The sequence below is a fragment of the Mucilaginibacter sp. P1_D10 genome, assembly GCF_056406215.1.
In genome coordinates this window covers 358,867-381,631 of sequence record NZ_JBFUAP010000004.1, presented here as the reverse complement: position 1 = coordinate 381,631, position 22,765 = coordinate 358,867, and the positions used below count along the sequence as shown (strand labels likewise).

Here is a 22,765-nt window from a genome sequence, read left to right as displayed (position 1 = left end):
CCGTTACGAAACCGTACACACGGCTGTATCGTTTATGAACGATGGTAAACTCTAAACCACAGCAATAAACTAACAATCAGCGTATTACAAGCATGGCATTTAGTTTGTAGCTGATGGGTATAATTGGTGCAATATGAAAAATAACCGGCCCCTTATCAGGCGTACTTTTTTGCAGGAACGCTTCGATATCCTTATCAAGAAACAACGAAACGGCACCGCCAACTTTAATGATTTAACCGAGCTTGACGAGATTGTTAACCGCGACCCCGCTATCCGCGAAAGCATACTGGAAGAAATGCACGAGATGGAGCACCCATCTGAGGGGCCAAAACAAGAAGAGGTTATAGCAACAGCGCCGATGCAACAGCCGTCGTTGCTAGAGCAATTAAAGAATTTCTTTCATCGCCTGTTTACAACAGATGCGCTCGGGGCAAAAGCCATCCTCGTACACTAAACGGCCTTTGCCAAAATCATTGGGCGCCAACCCATTGCACCCTAAGGCCTTTGTGTGTATTCAGCTTGCCCATTACCTGCTCTACCTGAGTTTTGCGCACCGAAAATTTGATACTGCAATTTAATTCAGACGTTTGCTCCAGCACCTGCAATTGCTCTTCTTTGATGATGCGCATCACATCATTCATCAAGGCATACTCAAAACTCACAACATAAACATCGTTCATCGTCTTTTCGATAATCTGTGCTTGCTCCAGGGCGGCCTCGGTAGCCAGTTTGTAGGCATTGATCAACCCCGGCACGCCCAAAAGCGTACCGCCAAAATAGCGCACCACTACCACTAACACATTTGTTATATTTTTAGATAGCAAGGTGTTGAGGATAGGCCTGCCTGCTGTGCCGGAGGGCTCGCCATCGTCATTCATGCGGAAAACCGACCTGTCTATGCCCAGCCTGATGGCCCAGCAGTGATGGTTGGCCTTTGGGTGCTCGGCCTTTAGTTTGGCGATGAGGGGCTTTATATCAGCATCCGAATTAACCGGAAAAGCGTAACCGAGGAATTTGCTGCAACGGTCGCGAAAGATGCCTTCGGATGGAGCGGCAATGGTTTTGTAAGTATCGTCGAAAAGCATTTAGTTTTGCGAGAGGGTGATTACGATAATGGCGGCGATGGCCAACCCGATGCCGATTTTATTGAGGATGCTCAGGCGTTCTTTAAACAACATCAGCCCCACAATTGCCCCGGCGGTTATTACGCCGATGTTCATGGCAGAAAATACCGAGGACGGGCTTGCCGACAGTTGCTGGTGCGCTTTAATGTAAAATAAGATATTGCCGAAGTTGGCTACCCCTATTATCCAACCGAACATTACATGCGGCCAGGAAATGCGGGCGCCCTTAGTAAGCATCCGGAAAATAAGGCCGATGAACGCTATGATAAATGCCAGGATAAATATCAGGAAAAGCGAAGTTGTATAGGGCACAGCCTTGAAAGCAGCAACCTGCTTAAATAAAATATCTATTGCCCCGAAGCCCAGGAAAACGACGAGTAAATAAAACCAGGCATTGCTCATTACCCTGCGATTGGCCGTTTGCTTTTGCCATGGTATGGAGCATAATATAGCAGCAAAACCAATAATTACCCCCACTATCTTCAGCGGGGTAAGTACCTCATTGAATAACCAGAACGCGGCAACGAGCGGAATCAATAGCGATAGGCGTTGCGCAACATCGGTACGTACTATACCCGCCACACGTACGGATGACGCCATCACCATGAATATAACGGGCAGCAAAATACCAAGCGCAGCATAAACAGGAATAGGCCCGGCTTTGAATACCTCGAGGTTTACCTGCGGCCGGAAGAAGAACCAGGTAAGCAAAATAGCCACCGGGTAGTTCCAGGTGATGGCCTGCGAAATATCAACACTGTAGCGCCTGGCCAGTTTTAGCAAAACCGACACAATTACGCTGCAACAAACGCTGAGAAAAACGTATAACATTAGCTTTTAGGCTGATTATAATAAACTTGCAAGTGGTCGGCCCCTACGGGGTATTGCCCGCCGTTGGTGCCACTTATTTTTGGTGCCGATATGCCATTGGTTAAAGCATCCGGCCCTGTAAAAATACGGGCTTCATCCCACAACCCGTCTTTTATGAACGAATTTAGGGTGTGCGCACCGCCCTCTATAATTACCGACTGGATATCCTGCAGGTACAATTGATACATCATATACTGCGGTACATAGCGGTCGAAATCTTCCAGGGCGATGCATTTTATTTTCCCATCAATATCGGTTTTTATTTCGTTAAAAATCAGGGTTTCCACTGTCTGGTCAAAAATGTTTAAATCCGATGACAATTCCAGCCTGCGGTCTACAATCACACGTTTCGGAGACTTGCCTTCGGCATAACGGGTGTTTAATTGCGGGTTATCGGCCAGCACCGTGTTCTTACCAACTAAAATAGCATCTTCCTCAGCGCGCCATTGGTGTACCAGTTTGCGGGCTTCAGGGCCGGTTATCCAGTGCTGACTGCCATCGGCAGGTGCAAAAAAGCCATTGGCAGTTTGCGCCCATTTCAGGATGATATACGGCCGATGCATTTGCACACGTGTAAAAAAGCGACGGTTAAGCCATCGGCATTCTCCTTCCAGCACGCCTGCGGTAACCTCAATACCTGCTGCAAGCAGTTTTTCTATCCCCTTGCCATCTACCTGCTGGAAAGGGTCGCGGCAACCCACCACAACCCTTGGGATACGGTGCTTGATAATCAAATCGGCACAGGGAGGCGTTTTGCCATAATGCGCGCAGGGTTCCAGCGATACGTAGATGGTGGCGTTTTGCAGCAAGTCCGCATAATTAGCATCGTTGCTTATTACCATGTTAACGGCGTTCACTTCGGCATGAGCCTCACCGTAACGGTGGTGATACCCCTCGCCTATTATCTTATCCTCGTACACAATTACCGCACCCACCATGGGGTTGGGGCTAACCCGGCCTGCGCCTAAAGCGGCAAGTTCCAGGCAGCGATGCATATATATTTGGTGTTGCGGCATGGTACAAAAGTAGCTTTTATGTTACTTTGTTGCATGAAAACTATCAGGGATGTATTCTTCAATTTCCACCAGGCATTGGATGAGCTATACGGCGTACAGGAAACGGAGGCTATAACCCTGATGGTACTGAGCGAGATAAGCGATTTATCGCGTGCCAAAATAAAAGCGTTTCCGGAGGATAATGCACCGCCAGAGGCCCTGGAAAAGCTGGGCGGTATCCTTGATGAAATGAGAACCGGCAAGCCGGTGCAGTATATTTTAGGCAGCACAGAGTTTTACCGACAGACTTTTTTGGTGAACCCCGCAGTGCTGATACCCCGACCAGAGACAGAGGAATTGGTGGAATGGGCACTGGCGACAGTTAGCAGTGGGCAGTGGGCAGTGGGCAGTAACGGAGAACCCTTACGCATGTTGGATATTGGCACGGGCAGTGGATGCATCGCTATCAGCCTTAAAAAGAATTTGTCGCATGCCGAGGTGACAGCGGTGGATATTTCTGCCGAAGCCTTGCAAACGGCTAAACAAAATGCAGTAATAAACGAAGTTCAAGTGAATTTTATTCAGGATGATATCCTGAATTCCGAAATCGAACATCCGAATTTCGAAATCATCATCAGCAACCCCCCTTACGTTACTTTAAAGGATAAAACGCTGATGCATGCCAACGTAACCGATTTCGAGCCGCATACAGCGTTGTTTGTGCCGGAGGATAGGCCCCTGCTGTTTTATGATGCCATTGCCGGTTTCGCTGTGCAAAATCTTGTACCGGGCGGATTGCTTTTCTTCGAGATAAACGAAGCCTTTGGTAAAGAAACCGTTGAGCTATTGGTTGATAAAGGCTTTACGAACATAGAGTTGCGGAAAGATTTGAGCGGTAGGGACAGGATGATAAAAGCGGTTTTACAGCCGTAGAGACGCAATATTTTGCGTCTCCCGCATGCAAGTTGATTATACAAATCCTCCAGGGAAATTCAGAGACGCAAAATATGGCGTCTTAAATTATGTCGGTATGGAGACGCAAAATATTGCGTCTCTACGGGTTACCATTTAAACTTCTTTTCGATAAACTTAATCAGGTTAGCCGCCATTGCTTTTTGCTCGGCTTCGTTAGGATGGCCACCTGTGCCTTTGTACGGGAAGAAGTTGGTATAAATGCCTTTATCGTGCATTCGGTTTACCGCTTCTTTGATATATCCTGGCCAGGGCGAGCCGTCCTTGGTGGCATCCATGGCGCCTAAAGCACATACTATTTTCGCAGTGGGGTATTTGAGCCTGATTTTGCCTATGAAGTTTTGATAGGCGTTGATAATAAACTCGGGTGTTGGAGCCGCATTGCCAAACCGGGCGATAAATTGTTGGTTATCAGGGTGCGTAACTATCCACGAATCGTTTTGGAATAGGTTTACCACAACCACCTCTGGCGTATATTTAGTAAAATCCCAAATTTTGGTAGAATCAAGCGCGTAAACCCTGTCGTAAACTTCCGGCATCACGTAAGGGAACCAACTTACGGTAACCCCGATACCGCTTTTTGCGATACAATAATAATCCGCATTAAAATGACGGGCCGTGAGGTTAGCATAGCTTTTATAGCCATTTTCAAATTCATAACTTCCTCTGTCCTTACCTTCCAAATCTTCTATCGCGTAGCCGCAGGTGATAGAGTTGCCATAGAATTCAATCCTGTGTTTGTAAACCGGTGGCGGCAAAACCTTAGCACCGCCTGCTAATGTGAATTTGTAAAACAATAGCCGGCCCATTTCATATTCGGTGCGCTTAAAAAGCTCCAGTTTATGCGGACCTTTGTTTAAACCACTTGCCAGTACATATTCCTTTTTGTAGTTTTTTACCTGAATGATGTTAACCACCTTATCGTCTACAACAATGGTAACAAAATCATAGCCGGTATCATCCTGCAAAGTCGCATTAGCGCCTGTGCCATCAAAATTAATAATGGCTGATGAAGCTGTCCAGGTTAACTCGGCGGCATCGCTTTTCATGCCGATTCGCCCCATATAATGGATATTCGGGTCGTTATAGGCAATCACAGTTTGCGCTGTACAACTAACCGAAAAACAGGTGCTTAGTAAAATAAAAAAAACGAAAGCTCTTAATCTTCTCATAAAAATCATTAATTCTTATCAATCCGGGTGAAGGAGTTAATCCTGTCAATCCTTTAATCCCTAAATCGTGTTACGTCTATTATTTGAAATAAACATAAGTTATCCCCTGCCCACCCCTGTCGGCATGTTCATCTTCCATCCTATCCACCTGCTCGTATTTTTTTAAATACTGCCTTATCATCTTCCGCAGGATGCCGTCGCCCTTACCGTGCAGTATTTTCAATGTACCGAAACCCATCATCAACGCCCTGTCGAACAGTTTCTCTATCGCGAATAGTGCATCTTCGGTGCGCATGCCGCGTACGTCTATCTCCGGACTAAAATTTGCGATATCGCTGGTGTGGCCGATATTGCTGCGCCTTATTTCTTTGGGCACAGTAGATTTAGCCACTTTTTCGACGCGTTTTCGTTTCACCACGGTGCGCAATTCGCCCATCGCCAGTACCACGTTGTCCTTTATCAGCTCCATTACCTGCCCGGTGGTGTCGCCGTCGGTAAGTTTCACCCAGTCGCCTACCTTAATTTCCTCATCGGTTGCGGCGGCCGCTTTGGGTGCTTCTGCCTTCACCGTATTCTTTTTTACTTCGGCAGTGAGGGTATCGCGCAGGGTCTTGGTTACTTCTTTATCGGCGTTGCTGCTTTTTATTTCAGCAATAGTATTTTCTACCAGTTTATTGGCGTTCAGGATGATGTTTTTCGCTTCCTGCTTGGCCTCCTTCATCAATGCCTTGCGGTTTTCATCTAAAAAGCTCTTCAGCTCTTCGTTCTCTTTCAGCAAAAGGTTTACGTGCCGTTGTTGCCTGTCAAGCTGTTGCCTGGTATCGAATATCTCTTTCTTCTCGCGTTCCAGGTCTACCAATAAGCTATCTACCTTTTTTTGACCTGCGCTTATTTTATTGCGGGCCAGGTTCAGTACGTTTTGCGGCAGGCCTATCTTTTGGGCAATTTCAAAGGCGTAGGAACTGCCGGGCTTGCCCACCTCCAGCATGTACAGCGGCTGCATCTTGGCGTTATCGAACAGCATTGATGCATTCTCTATCCCCTCCGTATGGCTGGCAAATATCTTCAGGTTTGAATAGTGCGTGGTTACCATACCGCGTACTTTTTTATGATTCAGTGCCTCCAACACAGCTTCGGCAATGGGTCCGCCGAACTGAGGATCGGTACCGGTACCAAACTCATCTATCAGTATCAATGTTTTACCGTTTGCACCTTCCACAAAATATTTCATTTTTGATAGGTGCGCACTGTAGGTACTTAAATCGCTCTCGATGGATTGGTCGTCGCCTATATCCACGAACAGTTGTTTGAACACGCCCGCCACACTATCGGCGCTGGCGGGTATCAGCAAGCCAGCCTGCACCATCATTTGCAGCAAGCCAACGGTTTTCATACAAACGGATTTACCGCCCGCATTTGGCCCCGAAACCACGATGATGCGCGTACCCTCGTCTATCGACACGTTTAGCGGCACCACGGTTTTGTTCTCTTTTTTAAAGTTGAGGTACAGCAAAGGGTGGCGTGCGTTGTAAAAAGTAAACCTGCCCTCGTTTACCACCTTGGGCATTTCGGCTTCTATATCAATGGCAAAAAGGGCCTTGGCGCGCACGAAATCAAGTTTGGTGAGCAACCCATGGTACGATAATAGCAGCGGCACATATGGCCGCAGTTCGTTGGTTAAGCCGGTAAGTATCTTGATTATCTCGCGGCGGCGGTCGAATTCCAGATCGCGGATACGGTTATTGAGCGAGAAAACTTCCTCGGGTTCCATATAAACTGTTTGCCCTGAAGCAGATTCATCGTGGATGAATCCTTTAAGCTTGCGTTTGTTCTCGGCCAGTAAGGGGATGCAAAGGCGGCCATCGCGCACGGTGAGCGAGCCATCGGCGGTCCAGTTGCTGGCACTTGCAGCTTTGAATATCTGGTCTATCTTCTTACGGGCTTCCTGCTCGGCTTTGGCAATGCCGCCGGTAATTTCCATCAACTCGCGCGAAGCATTATGGCGGATTTTTCCCTTGGGGTCTATCACCATATCTATCTTTTTCAGGATGGCCTTTTCTATGGGCAGATGCTCAAACAATGCCTCGAGATTTGGGTACACGTCTTTGCGCTCGTTGAAATAGGCGATCACGGCAAACACGGTAGTGAGCGATGTCTGCACCTGGAAGAACTCCTCTTCCGACAGGAAAGCACCTTCTATCTTCGCCTTATTGGCCAGCGATTTTATATCGTAAAAATGGTTGATGGGCAGCGCATCGTCGTTCTGAAGGATATTCTTGAATTCATGCGCCTGGTTCAGGAATTTCGATATCAGGTCGTAATTGCTCATTACCTGTATCTTATCCACCATTTGCTGGCCCATTACGCTAAGGCAATGCGCCTTTATCAGTTCCTTTATCTCGGTAAAGCCGAGTTTATCGGCACTATTTAACGGGTATACCATTTTTGTTTCTCGGCGCGGTATTCGGCCGGCCTTTTTTATTTAACGAATCTATTTTTGCCTGTATATTGGCGCTTACACGGTCGTACATCTCCAGCATTTTTACGGGCTGGGTAGTGTAATACTTCAGGCTCGCCTTAAATTGCTTATCGGTAGTGTGATGCCTTTTAAACAAAGCTTTATACCGCGCCGAGCCATATTTATACAGGCTATCGGGTGTTTGGCTTACGCTGTACAAACTGCCATCGGTAAGGTGTACATCGGTAAGTAAGCTTATCATGGGCTCCTCCGCAATAGTCCCTTCGGGGGCATTATCCCCGGTGCAGGCGGCAAAAAGCACCAATACTGAAAAAAACAAGATGATATATTTATGCATTCTGTAATTTAGCGGCGTTATCAAAAACAAATTTACGGATAAATGAGCATTGCAGATAATATCAAAAGCCTAAAAAAGGAAACCGAGGGTACAAAGGTTACTTTGCTGGCTGTTTCTAAAACCAAACCCGCGGCAGAACTTATGGAGGCCTATGATGCAGGACAACGCTTATTTGGCGAAAATATGGTGCAGGAACTGGTAGAAAAACAAGAAAGCCTGCCAAAAGACATAGAATGGCACCTGATAGGCCACCTGCAAACCAATAAGGTAAAGTACATAGCGCCTTTCATCAGTATGATACAATCTGTAGACAGCTTGAAGCTGCTGCAGGAAATAAACAAGCATGCCGAAAAGAATAAGCGCACTATCGATTGCCTTTTGCAGATATACATTGCGGACGAGGACACCAAATACGGCCTGGGTTTTGATGAAGCCATTGAGCTTTTGCGCAGCGAGGATTACGCGGCATTGAAAAACATTCGCATACGCGGCCTGATGGGCATTGCCACCAATACCGATAACGAAAAGCAGATAAAGGACGAATACTACGAGCTGAAGACATTTTTCGATGGTGTAAAGGCCAGTTTCTTCCGCAAGGAGGCCTCTTTTGACACGCTATCTATGGGCATGTCGGCAGATTACAAGCTGGCGATAGAGCAAGGCAGCAATATGGTGAGGTTGGGGAGTACTATTTTTGGGACACGAGTGGTGAAGCACTGGAAGAATGACACGATTTAGGGATTGAAGGATTAAACAGGACTATTTATCTGAACTCGAATTAAACGAATTTTAGAAATTTACAGAATAGCTTCGATTGAAGCACATATATGGAAGAACAAGAAAATCAAAAGCTCCCCCTTCAGGGGGCTGGGGGGCTACAAAAGCTCCCCCTTCAGCGGGCGGGGGGGGCTAGCCTTCGAGTAGCCGTTAAGGCCGATTGCGCAAGAATATTAGAACTAATTATCGAGCTGGCGATATTCGAAAAAGAACCGGATGCCGTGACCGCAACCCTGGCCGAGCTGGAAGATGCAGGCTTTGGGCCCAACCCGGTTTGGAAAGCATTCGTGGTAGAAGATGAGGGCATCATCGTGGGCTTTGCGCTTTACTACATACGCTACTCTACCTGGAAAGGGCAGCGCCTTTATCTTGAGGATTTGGTGATTACCGAAAGCTATCGCGGCAAGGGACTGGGTAAATTATTGTTCGACAGGCTGATACAGGAAACCCGCGAATTGGGTTTCAGCGGCATGGTTTGGCAGGTGCTTGATTGGAACGAGCCCGCCATCCAATTCTATAAAAAATACGAGGCAAGCATTGAGGCCGGCTGGCTGAATGCTGCTTTGACAAAAGAACAGGTCAATAAAATTTAAGCTGATGAAAGGGACGAGGGGGGTATTGCTGATAGGTGTTGTGCTGATATTTTTAGCCTCTTGCGAGTTTGGTAAACCGACCCCAAAGGTTGAACCTGATATTTTTACTGATACGGTTTTGTACGAAATGAAAACTATTCGTGAACGTGCGAAAGATTGCAATGCCGGGCCCAACAGTACTTGCACTATGGCAGAGATAAGCTATCCGGTTTTTAAAGGCCAGGATGCGTTAAACGACACTATTAGGAATAGATTGCTAAACCTGTGGGTAAACGGCGACGAAAAAGCAGATTCGTCGCTTCAGGCTATGGTAAGCACCTATTTTAAGAGCTATGAGCAATTTAAAAAAGAAGATGAGCGAAAGAATATTTCCTTTGATCTTCAGGAATATGCCCGGGTAGTAAATCAGGACAGTTGCCTTATTGCAATTAGATATGGCGGCTATATCTTTTCAGGCGGGGCGCACGGCTCAGCTTTTGATGCCTTTATTAATTGGAATCCAAAGACAAAAAAATCCGTTTATCTGAAGGAGATCCTGCTGCCCGGCGCATACGCGCAATTAAGCAAGGTGGCCGAACGTATCTTCCGCAAGAACGAAAAGCTCAAAGATACCTCCTCACTTGAACTGGACTATTTTTTTGAGGATTACAAATTCGCCCTCAACCAAAACTACCTGTTTACACCAACGGGCATCCGGTTCTTATACAACGAGTACGAAATAAAATCCTACGCCGCAGGGCAAACCGAGCTGGACATCCCTTGGGCACAGATAAAAACACTTATAAAACCACATTCGGTGGTGGCACAATACATAAAAAAAGATGCTGGTATTTAAATTCGGAGGCGCTTCTGTTAAAGATGCGCCGGGCGTGATCAACTTGGGTAAGGTAGTAAGCCGCTATGCGGGCAACAAATTGCTGGTGGTGGTATCGGCCATGGGCAAAACCACCAACGCGTTGGAAAAGCTTACCAATGCCTATGTAAATGGCGAGGGCGACGTGCATGAGATATTCGAAGAAATAAAGGCTTATCACTTCCATATCCTGTCGGAATTGTTCGAGACGGGGCACCCGGTGTTCGACGAAGTAGCCAATACCTTCGTGGAGATTGACTGGATGATTGAAGACGAACCGCACGATGATTACGATTTCATTTACGACCAAATCGTCTCCATCGGCGAACTGGTATCAACCCGCATCGTAAACGCCTGGTTCAACCAACAGGGCATTGCCAGCAAATGGCTGGATGTGCGTGGCTACATCCATACCGATAATACTTACCGCGAGGGCGTGGTTGATTGGGATAAAACCCGTGCAAGTATCCAGAAGGATCTCCCCGCAATGCTGGAGAAAAGCGTTGTAGTTACGCAGGGTTTTCTGGGCGGCACATCGGAGAATTTCACCACTACGCTTGGGCGCGAAGGTTCTGATTATACGGCATCCATCATCGCATCTTGCTTAGCTGCCGAATCCGTTACTACCTGGAAAGACGTACCCGGCATACTGAATGCCGACCCGAAGCATTTTGCCGATACCGTCAAATTCGATGAGCTGAGCTACCAGGAGGCCATAGAAATGACTTATTATGGTGCAAGCGTCATCCATCCAAAAACCATCAAGCCGCTGCAAAACGCAGGCATCCCCCTATTGGTAAAACCTTTCACGGACCCCGGTGCGCCCGGCACTGTTATTAAAGACAATGTGACCAACAGCTTTGCCAAACCGGTTATCATCGTAAAACAAAAGCAGGTGCTGTTATCGGTTTCGGCTAAGGATTACTCCTTTATTTCGGAAAGCCACCTCAGCGAGATATTCGGCCTGTTTGCGGCAAACCATGTAAAGGTGAATGTGATGCAAACCTCTGCATTGAGCTTTACGGCCTGCATAGATCTTGTGCCCGGCCGTTTCGAAAAACTGCTGGTAGCACTAAAGCAGCAATTTAAGGTGAAGTACAACGACGAGTTAACGCTGATAACCCTGCGCCATTATACCGACGAAGCCCTGGCCGAATTAACAGCAGGCAAAACCGTTTTGATGAAACAAACCAACCGAAATACCGCGCAGGTAGTTATTAAATAAGCAACAATACCCAGGCAACAAGGGCCGCAAAAAGCGTATTGAGGAAATTAACGGCATCGTTCTTAAGATAGCCCCCGCGCTCTAGCGTGGCGCCTAAGAGGGAATCGAAAAGGTTGCCTGCAGTGCCTGCTGCAATAATTACCCAAAAACAATTGCCCCAGCCTGCGAAAAGCAGGTAAACAATTGCGATTGCAGTTGAACCCGCCAGGCCAATCACCGTGCCCTCCAGGCTAATTACCCCATCCCTACCCCTTTCATCGGGCTTAAGACTGATGATGTTGTAATGCCGCCGCCCATAAACCACGCCCAGCTCCGACGAGAGCGTATCTGCCGTAGCCGACGATAAGGCTGCCGCCAACAAAACTGCAAACGGGTAACCGGATGCAGGCAACAGGAACATAAGCAAGCCAACAACCGCAGCTACTCCACCGTTAGCCAATACTTGCGCCGCATTACGTATCTGAGTATGCGTTTCTCCTTTTGCGGCCTTTTTCCATGCGGTGGCCAGCGTTGCCAAAACAAAAAAAGTTGCCAGCAAAGCTATCCCCTTTACTCCTGCACCAATAAAAATGCTAATCGCAACCAATCCGCCGGCGAGCGTACCTGCAAGCGTAAGTTTACGCAACTTATAAACCAGGACGAGTATAACAGGCAGTATTAAACAAAAGGAAATGTTGGCAACAAGCATGTAGCTAATTAAGCCAATTTTAGGTTTTAAAGCAACAGGGCATCATGTTTGCATGCAATACATATAAGCAGCAACAAAAAACGGGGTAAAAAAATCATGGCCCTTTCATGATTATGCTTTTATAATAGGATTTTGTTTTAGTAAAACCACGTAGAAATACCTATATTTATTCAATGAATTAAATCCCCCGGCTTAATTCGCTATATAAATCTAATTTATTATTCTTCACGCTTATTAATTGGTGTACCAAAGATTTTTATAAATATGCTGGGCAACTCAACATTCATCAAAATATTTCAGCAGTTCCCATCGCCAGGCATCGTTTTACTGCCGGATGCACCGGTTTTTACCATAGTTGAAGTTAACCTGGCCTATCTGGTTGCGCGCAATGTAGAAAGAGAAGATGTAATTGGAAAGGGTTTCTTCGATTTTGTAAAAGAGCACTCAAACAGTGTTAGCGATGCCGAAATTCAAGCATTTTGCGAGGCCTTGCAAAACAAACAGAAGTGGAGCACTGCACCGCATTGTTACAATATAAAGATTAAGGATAAAAGTGGATTTGAAGAGCGGTATTTTCAATCGGAAAACGAGCTGCTGCTGAACGATGAGGATGGGGTTACCCATATTATACATACCATAACCGATGTTACCGAAACCGTCCTTATAAAAGAAAAAGAGGCCCGCGCCGAACAAAGCCTGCGGGAAACATCGCTGCTGATGCAACAAGGGCAGGAACTTGCCAATTTTGGCAATTGGCAATGGGACGTAGTTAAAAACAAAGTAAGCTGGAGCGAAACCCTATACGCAATTTATGGGCTGGATAAAACATCGTTCAAGGCAACTTTCGAAGGTTATCAGGAACTGCTTCATCCAGATGACAGGGCCTACGTTTATAACACGATAAGCAGCGTATTGCAAACCAAACAAGACGTGGTATTTGAAGAACGCATCGTAAGGCCAAACGGAGAGCTGCGTTATCTGAAATCGTGGGGGAAAGTGCAAACGGACGAACAAAATAACCCGGTAAAAATGATAGGAGCCTGCCTTGATATTACCGAAACCAAAATTGCCGAGGCGCAATTGACCCAAATGCACAAAGAGCTTGAAGAACATTTGAAAACCCTGGCCATTTCAGAAAAACGATACAGCGACCTTTTTCATCTCAGCCCTTTGCCTATGTGGGTTTTTAACCTCGATTCCCGCAAGTTTTTGAACGTAAACTCTGCTGCAATAAAACATTATGGCTATACGTTGGATGAATTTTTAACAATGGATGTTACCCGTATGTGGCCTATTGATTGCCTGCACGATTTTGAGCAAACCGTAAATAGCACAAGCCAAATGTATAGTGGCATATCTACGCAATCAAAAAAGAACGGCGAAAAAATAAAGGTTTTCCTGCAAAGCAACTTTATACAGTTCAGTGGGGAAAATACCCACTTGGTGGTGGCCACAGATATCACAGAAAGGCAAAACTACATACAGGCTATAGAACTGCAAAACAAGCATTTGCAGGATATTGCGTGGATGCAATCGCACGTAATACGCGCGCCGCTGGCCAGGATAATGGGTTTGATTGAAGTATTCAAAAATTATGATGCCGCCGAGATAGACAAGAACGGGGTACTTGCAGATATCGAAATATCGGCTCAGGAGCTTGATGGTGTCATCAAGCATATATCCACCAAAACCGATGAGGTGGCTTCTCCCCTTAAAATTTAATGCAAGCGTTTATAGCCTGGCTACCGGTAAAATGGTTATAATGAAATAATTGACGGGCAAGTACCGCCCATTAAAACAACCTGGCACGGCGGGCGTAACCAACTATCCCTTCGCTTCCTCCTCCACGTTCACGATAATGGAGCGTATAGCGGTATCCAATTCCTCGCCGGCTTCTTCTAACTTATCCAGGGCTTCGGGGTCTACCTGATGTTCCATTAGTTTTATCACGGTAATCAATCCAAGTATAGATGCCAACGGCTTGCGCAGCTCGTGCGATTGGATAAAGGCGATATTCTCCAGAGCCTTATCCTTCCGCAAACTGCTGATGATGCGCAACTGGTTATCCTTACGAATAATACGATACTGCAAAAACAAAATGATACTGAACACGATGAACAGCATGCAACCAGCTACCGTAACGATCAACTGCCGGTTACTGCGTGTTTGGCGCTGGTCCATCTCGGCAAGTTCCTTATCTTTTTTGGCGGTTTCGTATTTAATTTGCAGTTCGCTCAGCTTCACTTCGTTCTCCTTCACTTTAAGCTGCTGACGCATGCGCTGCGCGCGCAACATTAACCCAAGTGAGGTTTTGTAATCGCCTTTGGAATAATAGCAGGCTTCCAAATGCTCGTACAGTTCCATCTCGCGGTAGGGCTCTTTTATTTCTTTAGCTATCTCGATGGCTTTTTTGATGTAACCAAGGCCTTTTTCCTCTTCGCCCTTAAAAAAGTAGGCCTGCCCCATCCAGGCGTAACCATAGGTCAAACTCCGTAGTTGATTTAGCTTTTCTGCCAGGGCTGCGCCCTTCCCGGCATAAAATATGGCTTTATCGTAATCTTTATTATCCAGGTAATACTGCCCAACGTTGTCGTACAAGGGTATCCGCTGGCGTTCGTATCTATCGCTTTGCTCCGCAATTTTCAAAGCGCGCATTTGTACATTGATAGAAGTATCGGGCGCGGGATCGGCAGTAACTTTTCTGATAGCGTGGATAAGCATGGCTTTCTGGCTAAGCGAACCGATGATCATGGCTGTATCTTTATTGGCGATTGCCCATTTCAACGCTTTTTGCTGAGCCTCGAATGCCATTTTGTAATTGGTGTTCTCTTTATGCAGGTTGCTGATCAGGCTATACAGCAAGGGGTAAACTTCGTTGATTTTATACCGCTCGATATCGCCGAGGCACTTTACCGCCATGTGCATAGATTCCTCGTGCTTAGACGACATCCAGAAATAATGCGACCTGAACAATTCGCTGTACACCAGCGCGGTTTTATTACCTGTTTTTTGCGAAGCGGCGAATAACTTATCTGCAATAGGCGGAAGCGAGTCGGCATGGGCATTCTGCAGGCTTTTGCCTTTATCTATCAGTTGCAGTATTTCTTTGGAACTTAATGCTGTAAAGGGTTTATCCGCCGGTATTTGCCCACATGAAGACAGGAACACTAAGGCACAAATGATCGTGAATAAACGTTGTGTGACAGCGGTCATAGGGTATTAGCAAGCATAATATTTGGATGCATCTAAATCTAGGAAAAATCATTAATAAATAATTAAACTTCGTTATGGTTATTTTAACACAGGAGCGAAGGCAAAAAACACAGAGGCCACGGAGCATGGCCATCTGTCATTTAGATACCCAACCAAAAAAAATAAATGGTTTGCAAATCTTGGTGCCCTTTGTGTTCATCAATTTGGAAATCCTTTGCGCACGTTGTGGTAAAATCGTGTCTAGTTCGCCAAATTAATCCTCCCTAACGGTACTTTCCGTATCTTAGCAGCGTTAGCTACTACCTATGTCTAAAAAGAAGAAAAAAGGCAATTCATCCATCAACCAGGTGCTTACGCAAATGGTGCTGGATATATTCGAACAAAATGGCAATACGCCGCTCAACCATAAACAGGTTTCGGCCAAACTCAACGTGCGCGATCCTGACGCCCGCGAGGTGATATTTGATGTATTAAAAGATGAAGCCTTCAAAGGCGTTTTAAAAGAAATCTCACCAGGCAAGTTCCAGTTGCTGGAACTCAAGACCTTTGTAGAGGGCAAGGTGGATCTCACTAACGATGGCTCAGCATTCATCGTTACCGACGACCCCGCAGAAACTGATATCTTCGTGGCACCGCGCAAACTGCGCAACGCACTTAACGGAGACCGCGTAAAGGTTTACGTGTACGCCATAAGCAAGGGCAAGCGCCAGGAGGGCGAAGTAATAGAGATATTGCAACGCAACAAGATGGAGTTTACCGGCGTGGTAAAACTATCCGAGCGCTTTGCCTTCTTTGTGCCCGACGACAGGAAGATGATGCACGACATCTTCATCCCAATCCCCGACCTTAACGGTGCCAAGAACGGCATCAAAGCCGTTGCAGAGATTACCGACTGGCCGGCAGGAGCCAAAAACCCGATAGGCCGCATCAAGCATGTTTTGGGCAACCAGGGCGAGAACGATACCGAAATGAACGCCATTTTGGCTGAGTATGGCTTCCCGCTCTCTTTCCCTGCCGAAGTGGAGAAGGATGCTGAAGAGATACCAGCCGAGATTTCTGCAGAAGAAATCGCCAAACGCAAGGACTTTCGCAATACGCTTACTTTTACCATCGACCCTTTCGATGCTAAGGATTTTGATGATGCCATCTCCTATAAAAAGCTGGATAATGGCAACTACGAAATCGGTGTACACATTGCCGATGTATCGCACTACATCATCCCCGATTCGGCTTTAGACAAGGAAGCTTATGAACGCGGTACCTCTGTTTATTTGGTTGACAGGGTGATACCTATGCTGCCCGAAAGGCTGTCTAACGGACTTTGCTCACTTCGCCCAAAAGAAGATAAACTTTGCTTTGCTGCGGTGTTTGAAATGGACGAAGACGCCAATATCATCGAGCAATGGTTCGGTAAAACCGTTATCCACAGCGATAGGCGTTTTACTTACGAAGAGGTGCAGGAAGTTATCGAAACCAAAACCGGCGATTACCCCGAAGAAATAGAAACGCTGAACGCCCTGGCCTATAAGTTGCGCGAACGCAAGTTCAAAGCAGGTGCCATCAGCTTCGAGACTACTGAAGTGAAATTCAAGCTGGATGAAACGGGTAAACCCACCGGCGTTTACGTTAAAGAACGCAAGGATGCGCATAAGTTGATAGAAGACTTCATGCTGTTGGCCAATAAAAAAGTGGCCGAACACGTGAGCAAAATGGGCAAAGGCAAGCATAAATATACCTTTGTTTACCGCGCGCACGATTCGCCCAAGCCCGATGCGCTGGCCAACTTTGCGCAGTTTGCGGCAAGGTTCGGGTATAAAATCAACACCAAATCTGATAAGGAGATTGCCAAATCGCTCAACTATTTAATGGAGGATGTGGAAGGCAAAAAAGAGCAGAACGTGCTTACCCATCTGGCAATCCGCTCCATGGCGAAGGCTATTTATACCACCAAAACATCCAGCCATTACGGTTTGGCGTTCGATCATTACACACACTTTACCTCGCCTATCCGCCGTTACCCCGATGTGATGGTGCATAGGCTGCTATTTCATTACCTTAATGGCGGCCAAAGCGTAAATGGCGACCATTATGAGGAACTGTGCAAGCACAGCTCGCTGATGGAGAAGAAAGCTGCTGATGCAGAACGCTCTTCGGTTAAATACAAACAGGCTGAATACCTGAAAGACCAGGTGGGCAACATATTTACCGGCATTATTTCGGGCGTTACCGAATGGGGTATGTATGTAGAGATCATCGAGAACAAATGCGAAGGCATGATACGCCTGCGTGATATCAGTGACGATTTTTACACCCTGGACGAGAAGAACTATGCCATCATCGGCCAGCGCAAAAAGAAAGTTTACCAGCTTGGCGATGAGGTGAACATCAGGGTGAAAAATGTAGATCTTACCAAGAAACAAATAGATTTTAGCTTAGTAACCAATTAATTATTGATTTAGTGAATTAGCGATTAGTTGAATAGGTATCTATAAATCCAATCGCCAATAAACCCGAAATGAGAAAACTCGAAGACCTGCAATCCCTTATTGCAACCTCCGTAGAAAAACTAAAATACCCGGCTTACCCGGCCGAACTGTACGAGCCGATAAGCTATATTTTATCTATCGGCGGCAAACGCATGCGCCCTGCCCTTTTACTTATGGCCTGCGATTTATTCGGTGGCGATGTGGAAGCGGCCCTTCCCCCTGCCATGGCCATAGAGGTGTTCCATAACTTCACGTTGATGCATGACGATATTATGGATAATGCCCCCATACGCCGTGGCCGCGCCACAGTGCACGAAAAATGGAACCAGAACGTAGCTATCCTGAGCGGCGACGTAATGCTGATAGAAGGCTATAAGCTGATGATGCAGGTGCGCGATAACATCCTGCGCCGCGTATTGGATATCTTTAACGAAACCGCTGTAGGCGTTTGCGAAGGCCAACAGCTGGACATGACCTTCGAGACGAGCAATAATATCAGCATTGCAGAATACATCAACATGATACGCCTTAAAACGGCCGTTGTGCTGGGTGGTGCCTTAAAGATAGGCGCGCTCATCGGCGAGTCAGATGATAAGGATGCGGACTTACTATCCGATTTCGGCGTAAACCTGGGTATTGCCTTTCAGCTACAGGACGATATTTTAGACGTGTACGGCGACCCATTAAAATTTGGCAAACAGGTTGGCGGCGATATCATCTCCAACAAAAAAACTTACCTGCTGATAAAAGCATTGGAACTGGTGCAAGGCTTCGATGCCGAAGAACTACAGCGCTGGATAACCTTCATCACCTTCGACGCTGCAGAAAAAGTGGCTGCCGTTACCGAAATTTACAACAAGGTAAACGTTCGCCAGTATGCCGAAGAGGAAATGCAGGCCTATGCCGAAAAAGCCTTCAAAGCCCTGGAGCAAATCAACCTGCCCGAAGACAGCAAACAATACCTCCGCGATTTTGCGGATGGCTTGCTGGTAAGGGAATATTAGTATATTTAGGGTATGAAAATATTTTTGCGTATATGCATCGTTATCTTAATGACGAGCGTCTATTGTGCAACCACAAGTGCCCAAACTACGAGCAAAGTCATGTTGGATACCAACCCGGTGTTTCAACGCGTTGAAACAATTCCCGAATTCAAGGGAGGCGTTTCGGCTTTTACCAAATTCTTAAATAAGAACATTAAATATCCCAAACAAGCTCTTCAAGACCATACCGAACGTACGGTAATCCTTACTTTTGTGGTAGAGAAAGATGGAACGCTCTCGGGCTTAACGATATTAAGAAGCGTATCGCCCGAAATAAACCAGGAAGCATTGCGGGTGATGGGCATATCGCCGCCCTGGACGCCCGGTACGCAAAACGGCAAACCCGTACGCGTACAATTTTCAATACCCATTGGCTTTAGACAGTCCTAAAAAGTGGTAAAAGCTTATGCCGAACCTTCCGGCCTGCCGGGTGAATAATTTATCGGCAGGTGTATTATTTATGATACGCCTTGATTTTGAAACCCTGTAATGCTTAACTTGCCTAACCTATTCAGCATTAAATGAAAAGAAACCTATATGCCTTTTTGGTGGCGATGGCTATTGCTGCCACTGCTTAAAACTTTTGGCAAAACGTAGCGCACCGGCCAGCTATCGAATGACATTACCAATTGTTTTTAGCTTAAAATAACGCTCAATTAAGATAATATAAAAATGAAAATAAAATTATACCTCACCTTACTTTTCTGCGCGGCAATGTTTGCTGCGAAAGCTCAAACGGTTGATACAGTAAAAAGCGTAAAAGACACCGCCCAGGTATTTAAACCTGTAGATGTCCTACCCGAATTTAAAGGGGGGCCGGAAAAACTAATGCGTTTCCTGGCCAGGAATTTAAAATACCCTGCAAAAGCGTTGGATGATAATGTGCGGGGGAAGGTAATTGTAAGTTTTGTTGTGGAGAGAGACGGCAGCTTAACTGATATAGAAGTTGTTAAAAGCCTGTCAGCCGAAACGGATGCCGAAGCTTTACGACTGATAGCGATGCTACCAGCCTGGAAGCCCGGTATACAGGGCGGTCGGCCAGTCAGGGTTCAATATTCACTTCCTGTTTCATTCAATTTTGATAATGACTAGAATATTTTTAAAAACGTTCGCTGTTGCCCTGGCAATTAGCACAATTGGCCTTACAGCCTCTGCCCAAAACAAAACAACATCCGGCGGAAAACTAAAACCCGAGCAGGCCAATATGGATGTTCGGCATTACACCATTGCGCTGGATGTAAATTTCGAGCAGAAAACGATTGATGGCTACGCATCTATCGATATCATCACCGCAAAGCCAACGCACGTACTGCAGTTTGATTTGCTGGATTCGCTTAACGTCAGTTCGATTTTGGTAAATGGCAAGAAAGAACCTTTTACCTACAAAAACAACATGATCACCATCAATACGGTGAAAGAATTGGCAGCAGGCAAAGCCAGCGTTAAAGTGGTGTATGGCGGCAAGCCGCACATTGCCGTGCGCCCGCCATGGGACGACGGATTTACCTTTACAAAAGATTCTACCGGCCACAACTGGCTGGCTATTACCGCCGAGGGCACGGGCGGCAAGGTGTACTTCCCTTGTAAAGACCACCCATCAGATGAACCGAACGAAGGCGTGGATTTGATTATCACCGTGCCGAAAGATTTGGTAGTGGCCGGTCCGGGGTTATTGGTAAGCACCAAAAAGAAGGGCGAAAAAGCCACCTTCCACTGGAAAACCAATTACACCATCAACAATTACAGCATCCTGTTCAACGTAGGTGATTATAAGCTGGTGCAACGCAGCTACAAAAGCGTGGCCGGCAATATCGTACCCATCCAATTCTACGTACTGAAAGAACATGCCGATAAAGCCGATAAGCTGATGGATATGTTCGAGGTAACCATCCACGAAAAAGAAAAATACTTTGGCGAATACCCCTGGGCTAAAGAGAAAGTGGGCCTGGTAGAAACGCCGCACCTGGGCATGGAGCATCAAAGCATGGTGGCCTATGGCAATAAATTCAGGTACGTACGCGTAGGCACGCAGGATTACGATTGGCTGCTGCACCACGAGTTTGGGCACGAGTGGTGGGGTAACAAAATCACCGCTATCGATTGGGCCGACTACTGGATACACGAAGGCATAGGCAGCTACGCCGACGCACTGTTCACCCTGGAGTTTGCGGGGAAGCCGGCTTATATCAAGCTGTTCCAAAAATCGGTAAAGGGCATCCAAAACAAACAGCCAATAGTATTGGGTAAAGATATCGACGAGGAATCGGCCTACAACGGCGACATCTACAGCAAGGGCGCTTTCTTTATGCACACCATCAACTACGTAATGGGCGATAGTCTCTTCTTCCCTACCCTCAAAGGTTTCGCTACCGACCCTAAGCACACCTACAGCAACCTCAACAATACCGACGATGTGGAGCAATACTTCAGCGCCGCCTATGGCAAAAGCCTTAAACCGTTGTTCGATATGTTCCTGCGCACTACCGATAAACTGGAGATAAGCGTTACACCCGCGCGGGGCGATAACAAATACCTGGTAAAGCTCAACAACATCAGCATGCCGCTGCCTGTAGATATTGCTACCGATGCCGGCACGCAGCGTTTGGTAATTGATAGCAAGGGCATCACTATAGCCAGCAAAACCATGCCGGTTATAGATGCGGATGGCTGGTATTTTAAGCGGGTGATATATGAATAAAAGGTAAAAATAGCTTCTCAGCAGGGCCCTAAACGGGCCCTTCGCTTTTTTCAGGGCGGCCGCTATCTGATTATGGTATGGAATTTTAAAAGGATTTCATCTTGCTGATTTTGTTTTAGGTTTTTTAATATTAATCTGCATTGGTAAACTATGGTAATAATAATGTTAGCTTTACCATACCAATTTTAACCTTAATACATTAAATCATCATGCAAACAGCAGGCATCATCGGTGGCTCCGGCTTTATCGGCAGCTACGTAACCAAACTTTTTTTAGAGCAGGGCTACAAGGTAAAGGTATCGTCTACCGATATCGGCAACCACAGCAAATACGAACACCTAAAAGCGTTCGATGGTGCGGAAAACCTCGAAATCGTCGCGCTTGACCTGATGCAGGCCGACAGCATCAAAGATTTTGCATCGGGTTGCAGCATCATCGTACATGGTGGTACGCCCTTTATTTTGGATGTGCAGGATCCACAGACCCAATTATTCGAGCCAACCGTAAAGGGGACGCAAAACTTTTTAGAAGTAATAAAGGCTGCGCCCGGCATAAAAAAGGTGGTGTTCATAGCATCGGTAGCCGCATGGAATACCTCGTACCCGTTGAACCCTGCCACCTACCCGGCCGACCATATATTCTCTGAAAATGACACCCCATATTACGGCGAAGCCGATCACCCATACGCACAAGCAAAATTCCTGGCCGATCAGGCCGTAAGGAAGTTCACAGCCGATAACCCCGATTTGCCCTTCGAAATTGTTAGCGTTTCGCCGGTATTTGTTACGGGCAAGGCCTTATCGGGCCGCGAAGATTCTACCTCCATGGGCCTGCAATTCCTGTTCAAAAACCAAATAAAACCAAACTCCTTCGTAGAGTTCCTGTTCACCGCCGATGTGCCCTTTGCCCTGGTGGATGTTCGCGACGTAGCCGAAGGCATATTCAAGGCTGCCACTATAAAAGGCCTGCATGGCAAAAACTATTTGCTATCCGGCGAAACCTATAGGGTATCAGATATCAGCCTCATGCTTAACCAACAGCCCCCAGTGGCTGAGGCGGTAATTGTTTATGATAATACCTTAGCTAAAACGGATTTAGGGATTACGTTTATTGCGGCGAAAGAAACCTTGAATAATTGTTGAAAATTGCTCACTAAAATATAGTGGCATTTTAGATCGGCATTTAAGAGGAAAACCTAAAAAGGGCAAGTAAAAGAGAAATTTGGGGTAGCTGTTTATTT

General features: G+C 46.4%; 21 protein-coding genes. 13 read left to right on the top strand and 8 right to left on the bottom strand.

Translation table 11 applies throughout. The features are described from left to right. Positions 1-133: 133 nt before the first annotated feature. Positions 134-454, top strand: coding sequence for a hypothetical protein (locus tag AC1DYT_RS08465; protein ID WP_477469187.1), 321 nt, complete (start codon positions 134-136; stop codon positions 452-454). A gap of 16 nt (positions 455-470) precedes the next feature. Here the strand turns inward: AC1DYT_RS08465 and AC1DYT_RS08460 are convergent, their stop codons facing one another. Genes AC1DYT_RS08460 through ribD form a run of 3 tightly spaced genes read right to left on the bottom strand, consistent with a single transcriptional unit; the run spans position 471 to position 3,010 of the window. Beyond that, positions 471-1,085: an IMPACT family protein gene (locus AC1DYT_RS08460; RefSeq protein WP_477469186.1), complete on the bottom strand. Its 615-nt coding sequence runs from the start codon at positions 1,083-1,085 to the stop codon at positions 471-473. After that, complete coding sequence (locus AC1DYT_RS08455) at positions 1,086-1,955, bottom strand: EamA/RhaT family transporter (protein ID WP_477469185.1); 870 nt, start codon at positions 1,953-1,955, stop codon at positions 1,086-1,088. Then, entirely contained in the window at positions 1,955-3,010 is a 1,056-nt protein-coding gene (gene ribD / locus AC1DYT_RS08450) for a bifunctional diaminohydroxyphosphoribosylaminopyrimidine deaminase/5-amino-6-(5-phosphoribosylamino)uracil reductase RibD (RefSeq protein WP_477469184.1), read from the bottom strand. Before ribD ends, AC1DYT_RS08455 begins: the two co-directional genes overlap by 1 nt. 33 nt (positions 3,011-3,043) lie before the next feature. On the opposite strand from ribD, the gene prmC reads away from it, so the two are divergent. Beyond that, complete coding sequence (prmC, locus tag AC1DYT_RS08445) at positions 3,044-3,922, top strand: peptide chain release factor N(5)-glutamine methyltransferase (protein ID WP_477469183.1); 879 nt, start codon at positions 3,044-3,046, stop codon at positions 3,920-3,922. Positions 3,923-4,050: 128 nt separating this feature from the next. Here prmC and AC1DYT_RS08440 read toward each other — a convergent pair whose 3' ends face one another. The 3 genes from AC1DYT_RS08440 to AC1DYT_RS08430 all read right to left on the bottom strand — a co-directional run bounded on the left by AC1DYT_RS08440 (position 4,051) and on the right by AC1DYT_RS08430 (position 7,949). Then, the gene (locus AC1DYT_RS08440) at positions 4,051-5,133 is read right to left on the bottom strand and encodes an SGNH/GDSL hydrolase family protein (protein WP_477469182.1); all 1,083 of its coding nucleotides are present in this window, start codon (positions 5,131-5,133) and stop codon (positions 4,051-4,053) included. 79 nt (positions 5,134-5,212) lie between these two features. Continuing rightward, positions 5,213-7,576 (bottom strand): endonuclease MutS2, encoded by a 2,364-nt coding sequence (locus tag AC1DYT_RS08435; RefSeq protein ID WP_477469181.1) that lies wholly within the window; start codon positions 7,574-7,576, stop codon positions 5,213-5,215. Continuing rightward, positions 7,557-7,949 (bottom strand): DUF4296 domain-containing protein, encoded by a 393-nt coding sequence (locus AC1DYT_RS08430; RefSeq protein ID WP_477469180.1) that lies wholly within the window; start codon positions 7,947-7,949, stop codon positions 7,557-7,559. The genes AC1DYT_RS08435 and AC1DYT_RS08430 overlap by 20 nt, the downstream gene beginning before the upstream one ends. 42 nt (positions 7,950-7,991) lie before the next feature. Here AC1DYT_RS08430 and AC1DYT_RS08425 point away from each other — a divergent pair, with 42 nt between their 5' ends. From AC1DYT_RS08425 to AC1DYT_RS08410, 4 genes are all read left to right on the top strand, one after another. Continuing rightward, a complete protein-coding gene (locus tag AC1DYT_RS08425) occupies positions 7,992-8,687 on the top strand; it encodes a YggS family pyridoxal phosphate-dependent enzyme (protein WP_477469179.1) in 696 nt (231 codons plus the stop codon). An 89-nt stretch (positions 8,688-8,776) separates the two neighbouring features. Further along, the gene (locus tag AC1DYT_RS08420) at positions 8,777-9,319 is read left to right on the top strand and encodes an N-acetyltransferase family protein (RefSeq protein WP_477469178.1); all 543 of its coding nucleotides are present in this window, start codon (positions 8,777-8,779) and stop codon (positions 9,317-9,319) included. A gap of 4 nt (positions 9,320-9,323) precedes the next feature. Beyond that, the gene (locus AC1DYT_RS08415) at positions 9,324-10,154 is read left to right on the top strand and encodes a DUF3298 and DUF4163 domain-containing protein (protein ID WP_477469177.1); all 831 of its coding nucleotides are present in this window, start codon (positions 9,324-9,326) and stop codon (positions 10,152-10,154) included. Further along, positions 10,141-11,397, top strand: coding sequence for an aspartate kinase (locus AC1DYT_RS08410; RefSeq protein ID WP_477469176.1), 1,257 nt, complete (start codon positions 10,141-10,143; stop codon positions 11,395-11,397). Before AC1DYT_RS08415 ends, AC1DYT_RS08410 begins: the two co-directional genes overlap by 14 nt. On the opposite strand, the gene AC1DYT_RS08405 is transcribed toward AC1DYT_RS08410, so the two are convergent. Then, on the bottom strand, positions 11,390-12,085 hold the full coding sequence (locus AC1DYT_RS08405) for a DUF92 domain-containing protein (protein WP_477469175.1): 696 nt from the start codon (positions 12,083-12,085) through the stop codon (positions 11,390-11,392). The genes AC1DYT_RS08410 and AC1DYT_RS08405 overlap by 8 nt on opposite strands. A 264-nt stretch (positions 12,086-12,349) precedes the next feature. On the opposite strand from AC1DYT_RS08405, the gene AC1DYT_RS08400 reads away from it, so the two are divergent. Next, positions 12,350-13,807, top strand: a complete 1,458-nt coding sequence (locus tag AC1DYT_RS08400; RefSeq protein ID WP_477469174.1) for a PAS domain-containing protein — start codon at positions 12,350-12,352, stop codon at positions 13,805-13,807. Positions 13,808-13,909: 102 nt separating this feature from the next. On the opposite strand, the gene AC1DYT_RS08395 is transcribed toward AC1DYT_RS08400, so the two are convergent. Continuing rightward, on the bottom strand, positions 13,910-15,298 hold the full coding sequence (locus AC1DYT_RS08395; protein WP_477469173.1) for a tetratricopeptide repeat protein: 1,389 nt from the start codon (positions 15,296-15,298) through the stop codon (positions 13,910-13,912). 305 nt (positions 15,299-15,603) lie between these two features. On the opposite strand from AC1DYT_RS08395, the gene rnr reads away from it, so the two are divergent. The 6 genes from rnr (at position 15,604) to AC1DYT_RS08365 (ending at position 22,667) form a co-directional block, all read left to right on the top strand. Beyond that, entirely contained in the window at positions 15,604-17,745 is a 2,142-nt protein-coding gene (rnr, locus tag AC1DYT_RS08390) for a ribonuclease R (protein ID WP_477469172.1), read from the top strand. 68 nt (positions 17,746-17,813) lie between these two features. Further along, on the top strand, positions 17,814-18,788 hold the full coding sequence (locus AC1DYT_RS08385; protein ID WP_477469171.1) for a polyprenyl synthetase family protein: 975 nt from the start codon (positions 17,814-17,816) through the stop codon (positions 18,786-18,788). 99 nt (positions 18,789-18,887) lie between these two features. Then, entirely contained in the window at positions 18,888-19,217 is a 330-nt protein-coding gene (locus tag AC1DYT_RS08380) for an energy transducer TonB (protein WP_477469170.1), read from the top strand. A gap of 282 nt (positions 19,218-19,499) precedes the next feature. Beyond that, positions 19,500-19,919 carry an energy transducer TonB gene (locus tag AC1DYT_RS08375; RefSeq protein ID WP_477469169.1) on the top strand — a complete coding sequence of 140 codons (420 nt, stop codon included), beginning with the start codon at positions 19,500-19,502 and terminating at the stop codon, positions 19,917-19,919. Continuing rightward, entirely contained in the window at positions 19,912-21,525 is a 1,614-nt protein-coding gene (locus tag AC1DYT_RS08370; RefSeq protein ID WP_477469168.1) for a M1 family metallopeptidase, read from the top strand. The genes AC1DYT_RS08375 and AC1DYT_RS08370 overlap by 8 nt, the downstream gene beginning before the upstream one ends. A gap of 209 nt (positions 21,526-21,734) precedes the next feature. After that, positions 21,735-22,667: an NAD-dependent epimerase/dehydratase family protein gene (locus tag AC1DYT_RS08365; protein WP_477469167.1), complete on the top strand. Its 933-nt coding sequence runs from the start codon at positions 21,735-21,737 to the stop codon at positions 22,665-22,667. Positions 22,668-22,765 lie beyond the last annotated feature (98 nt).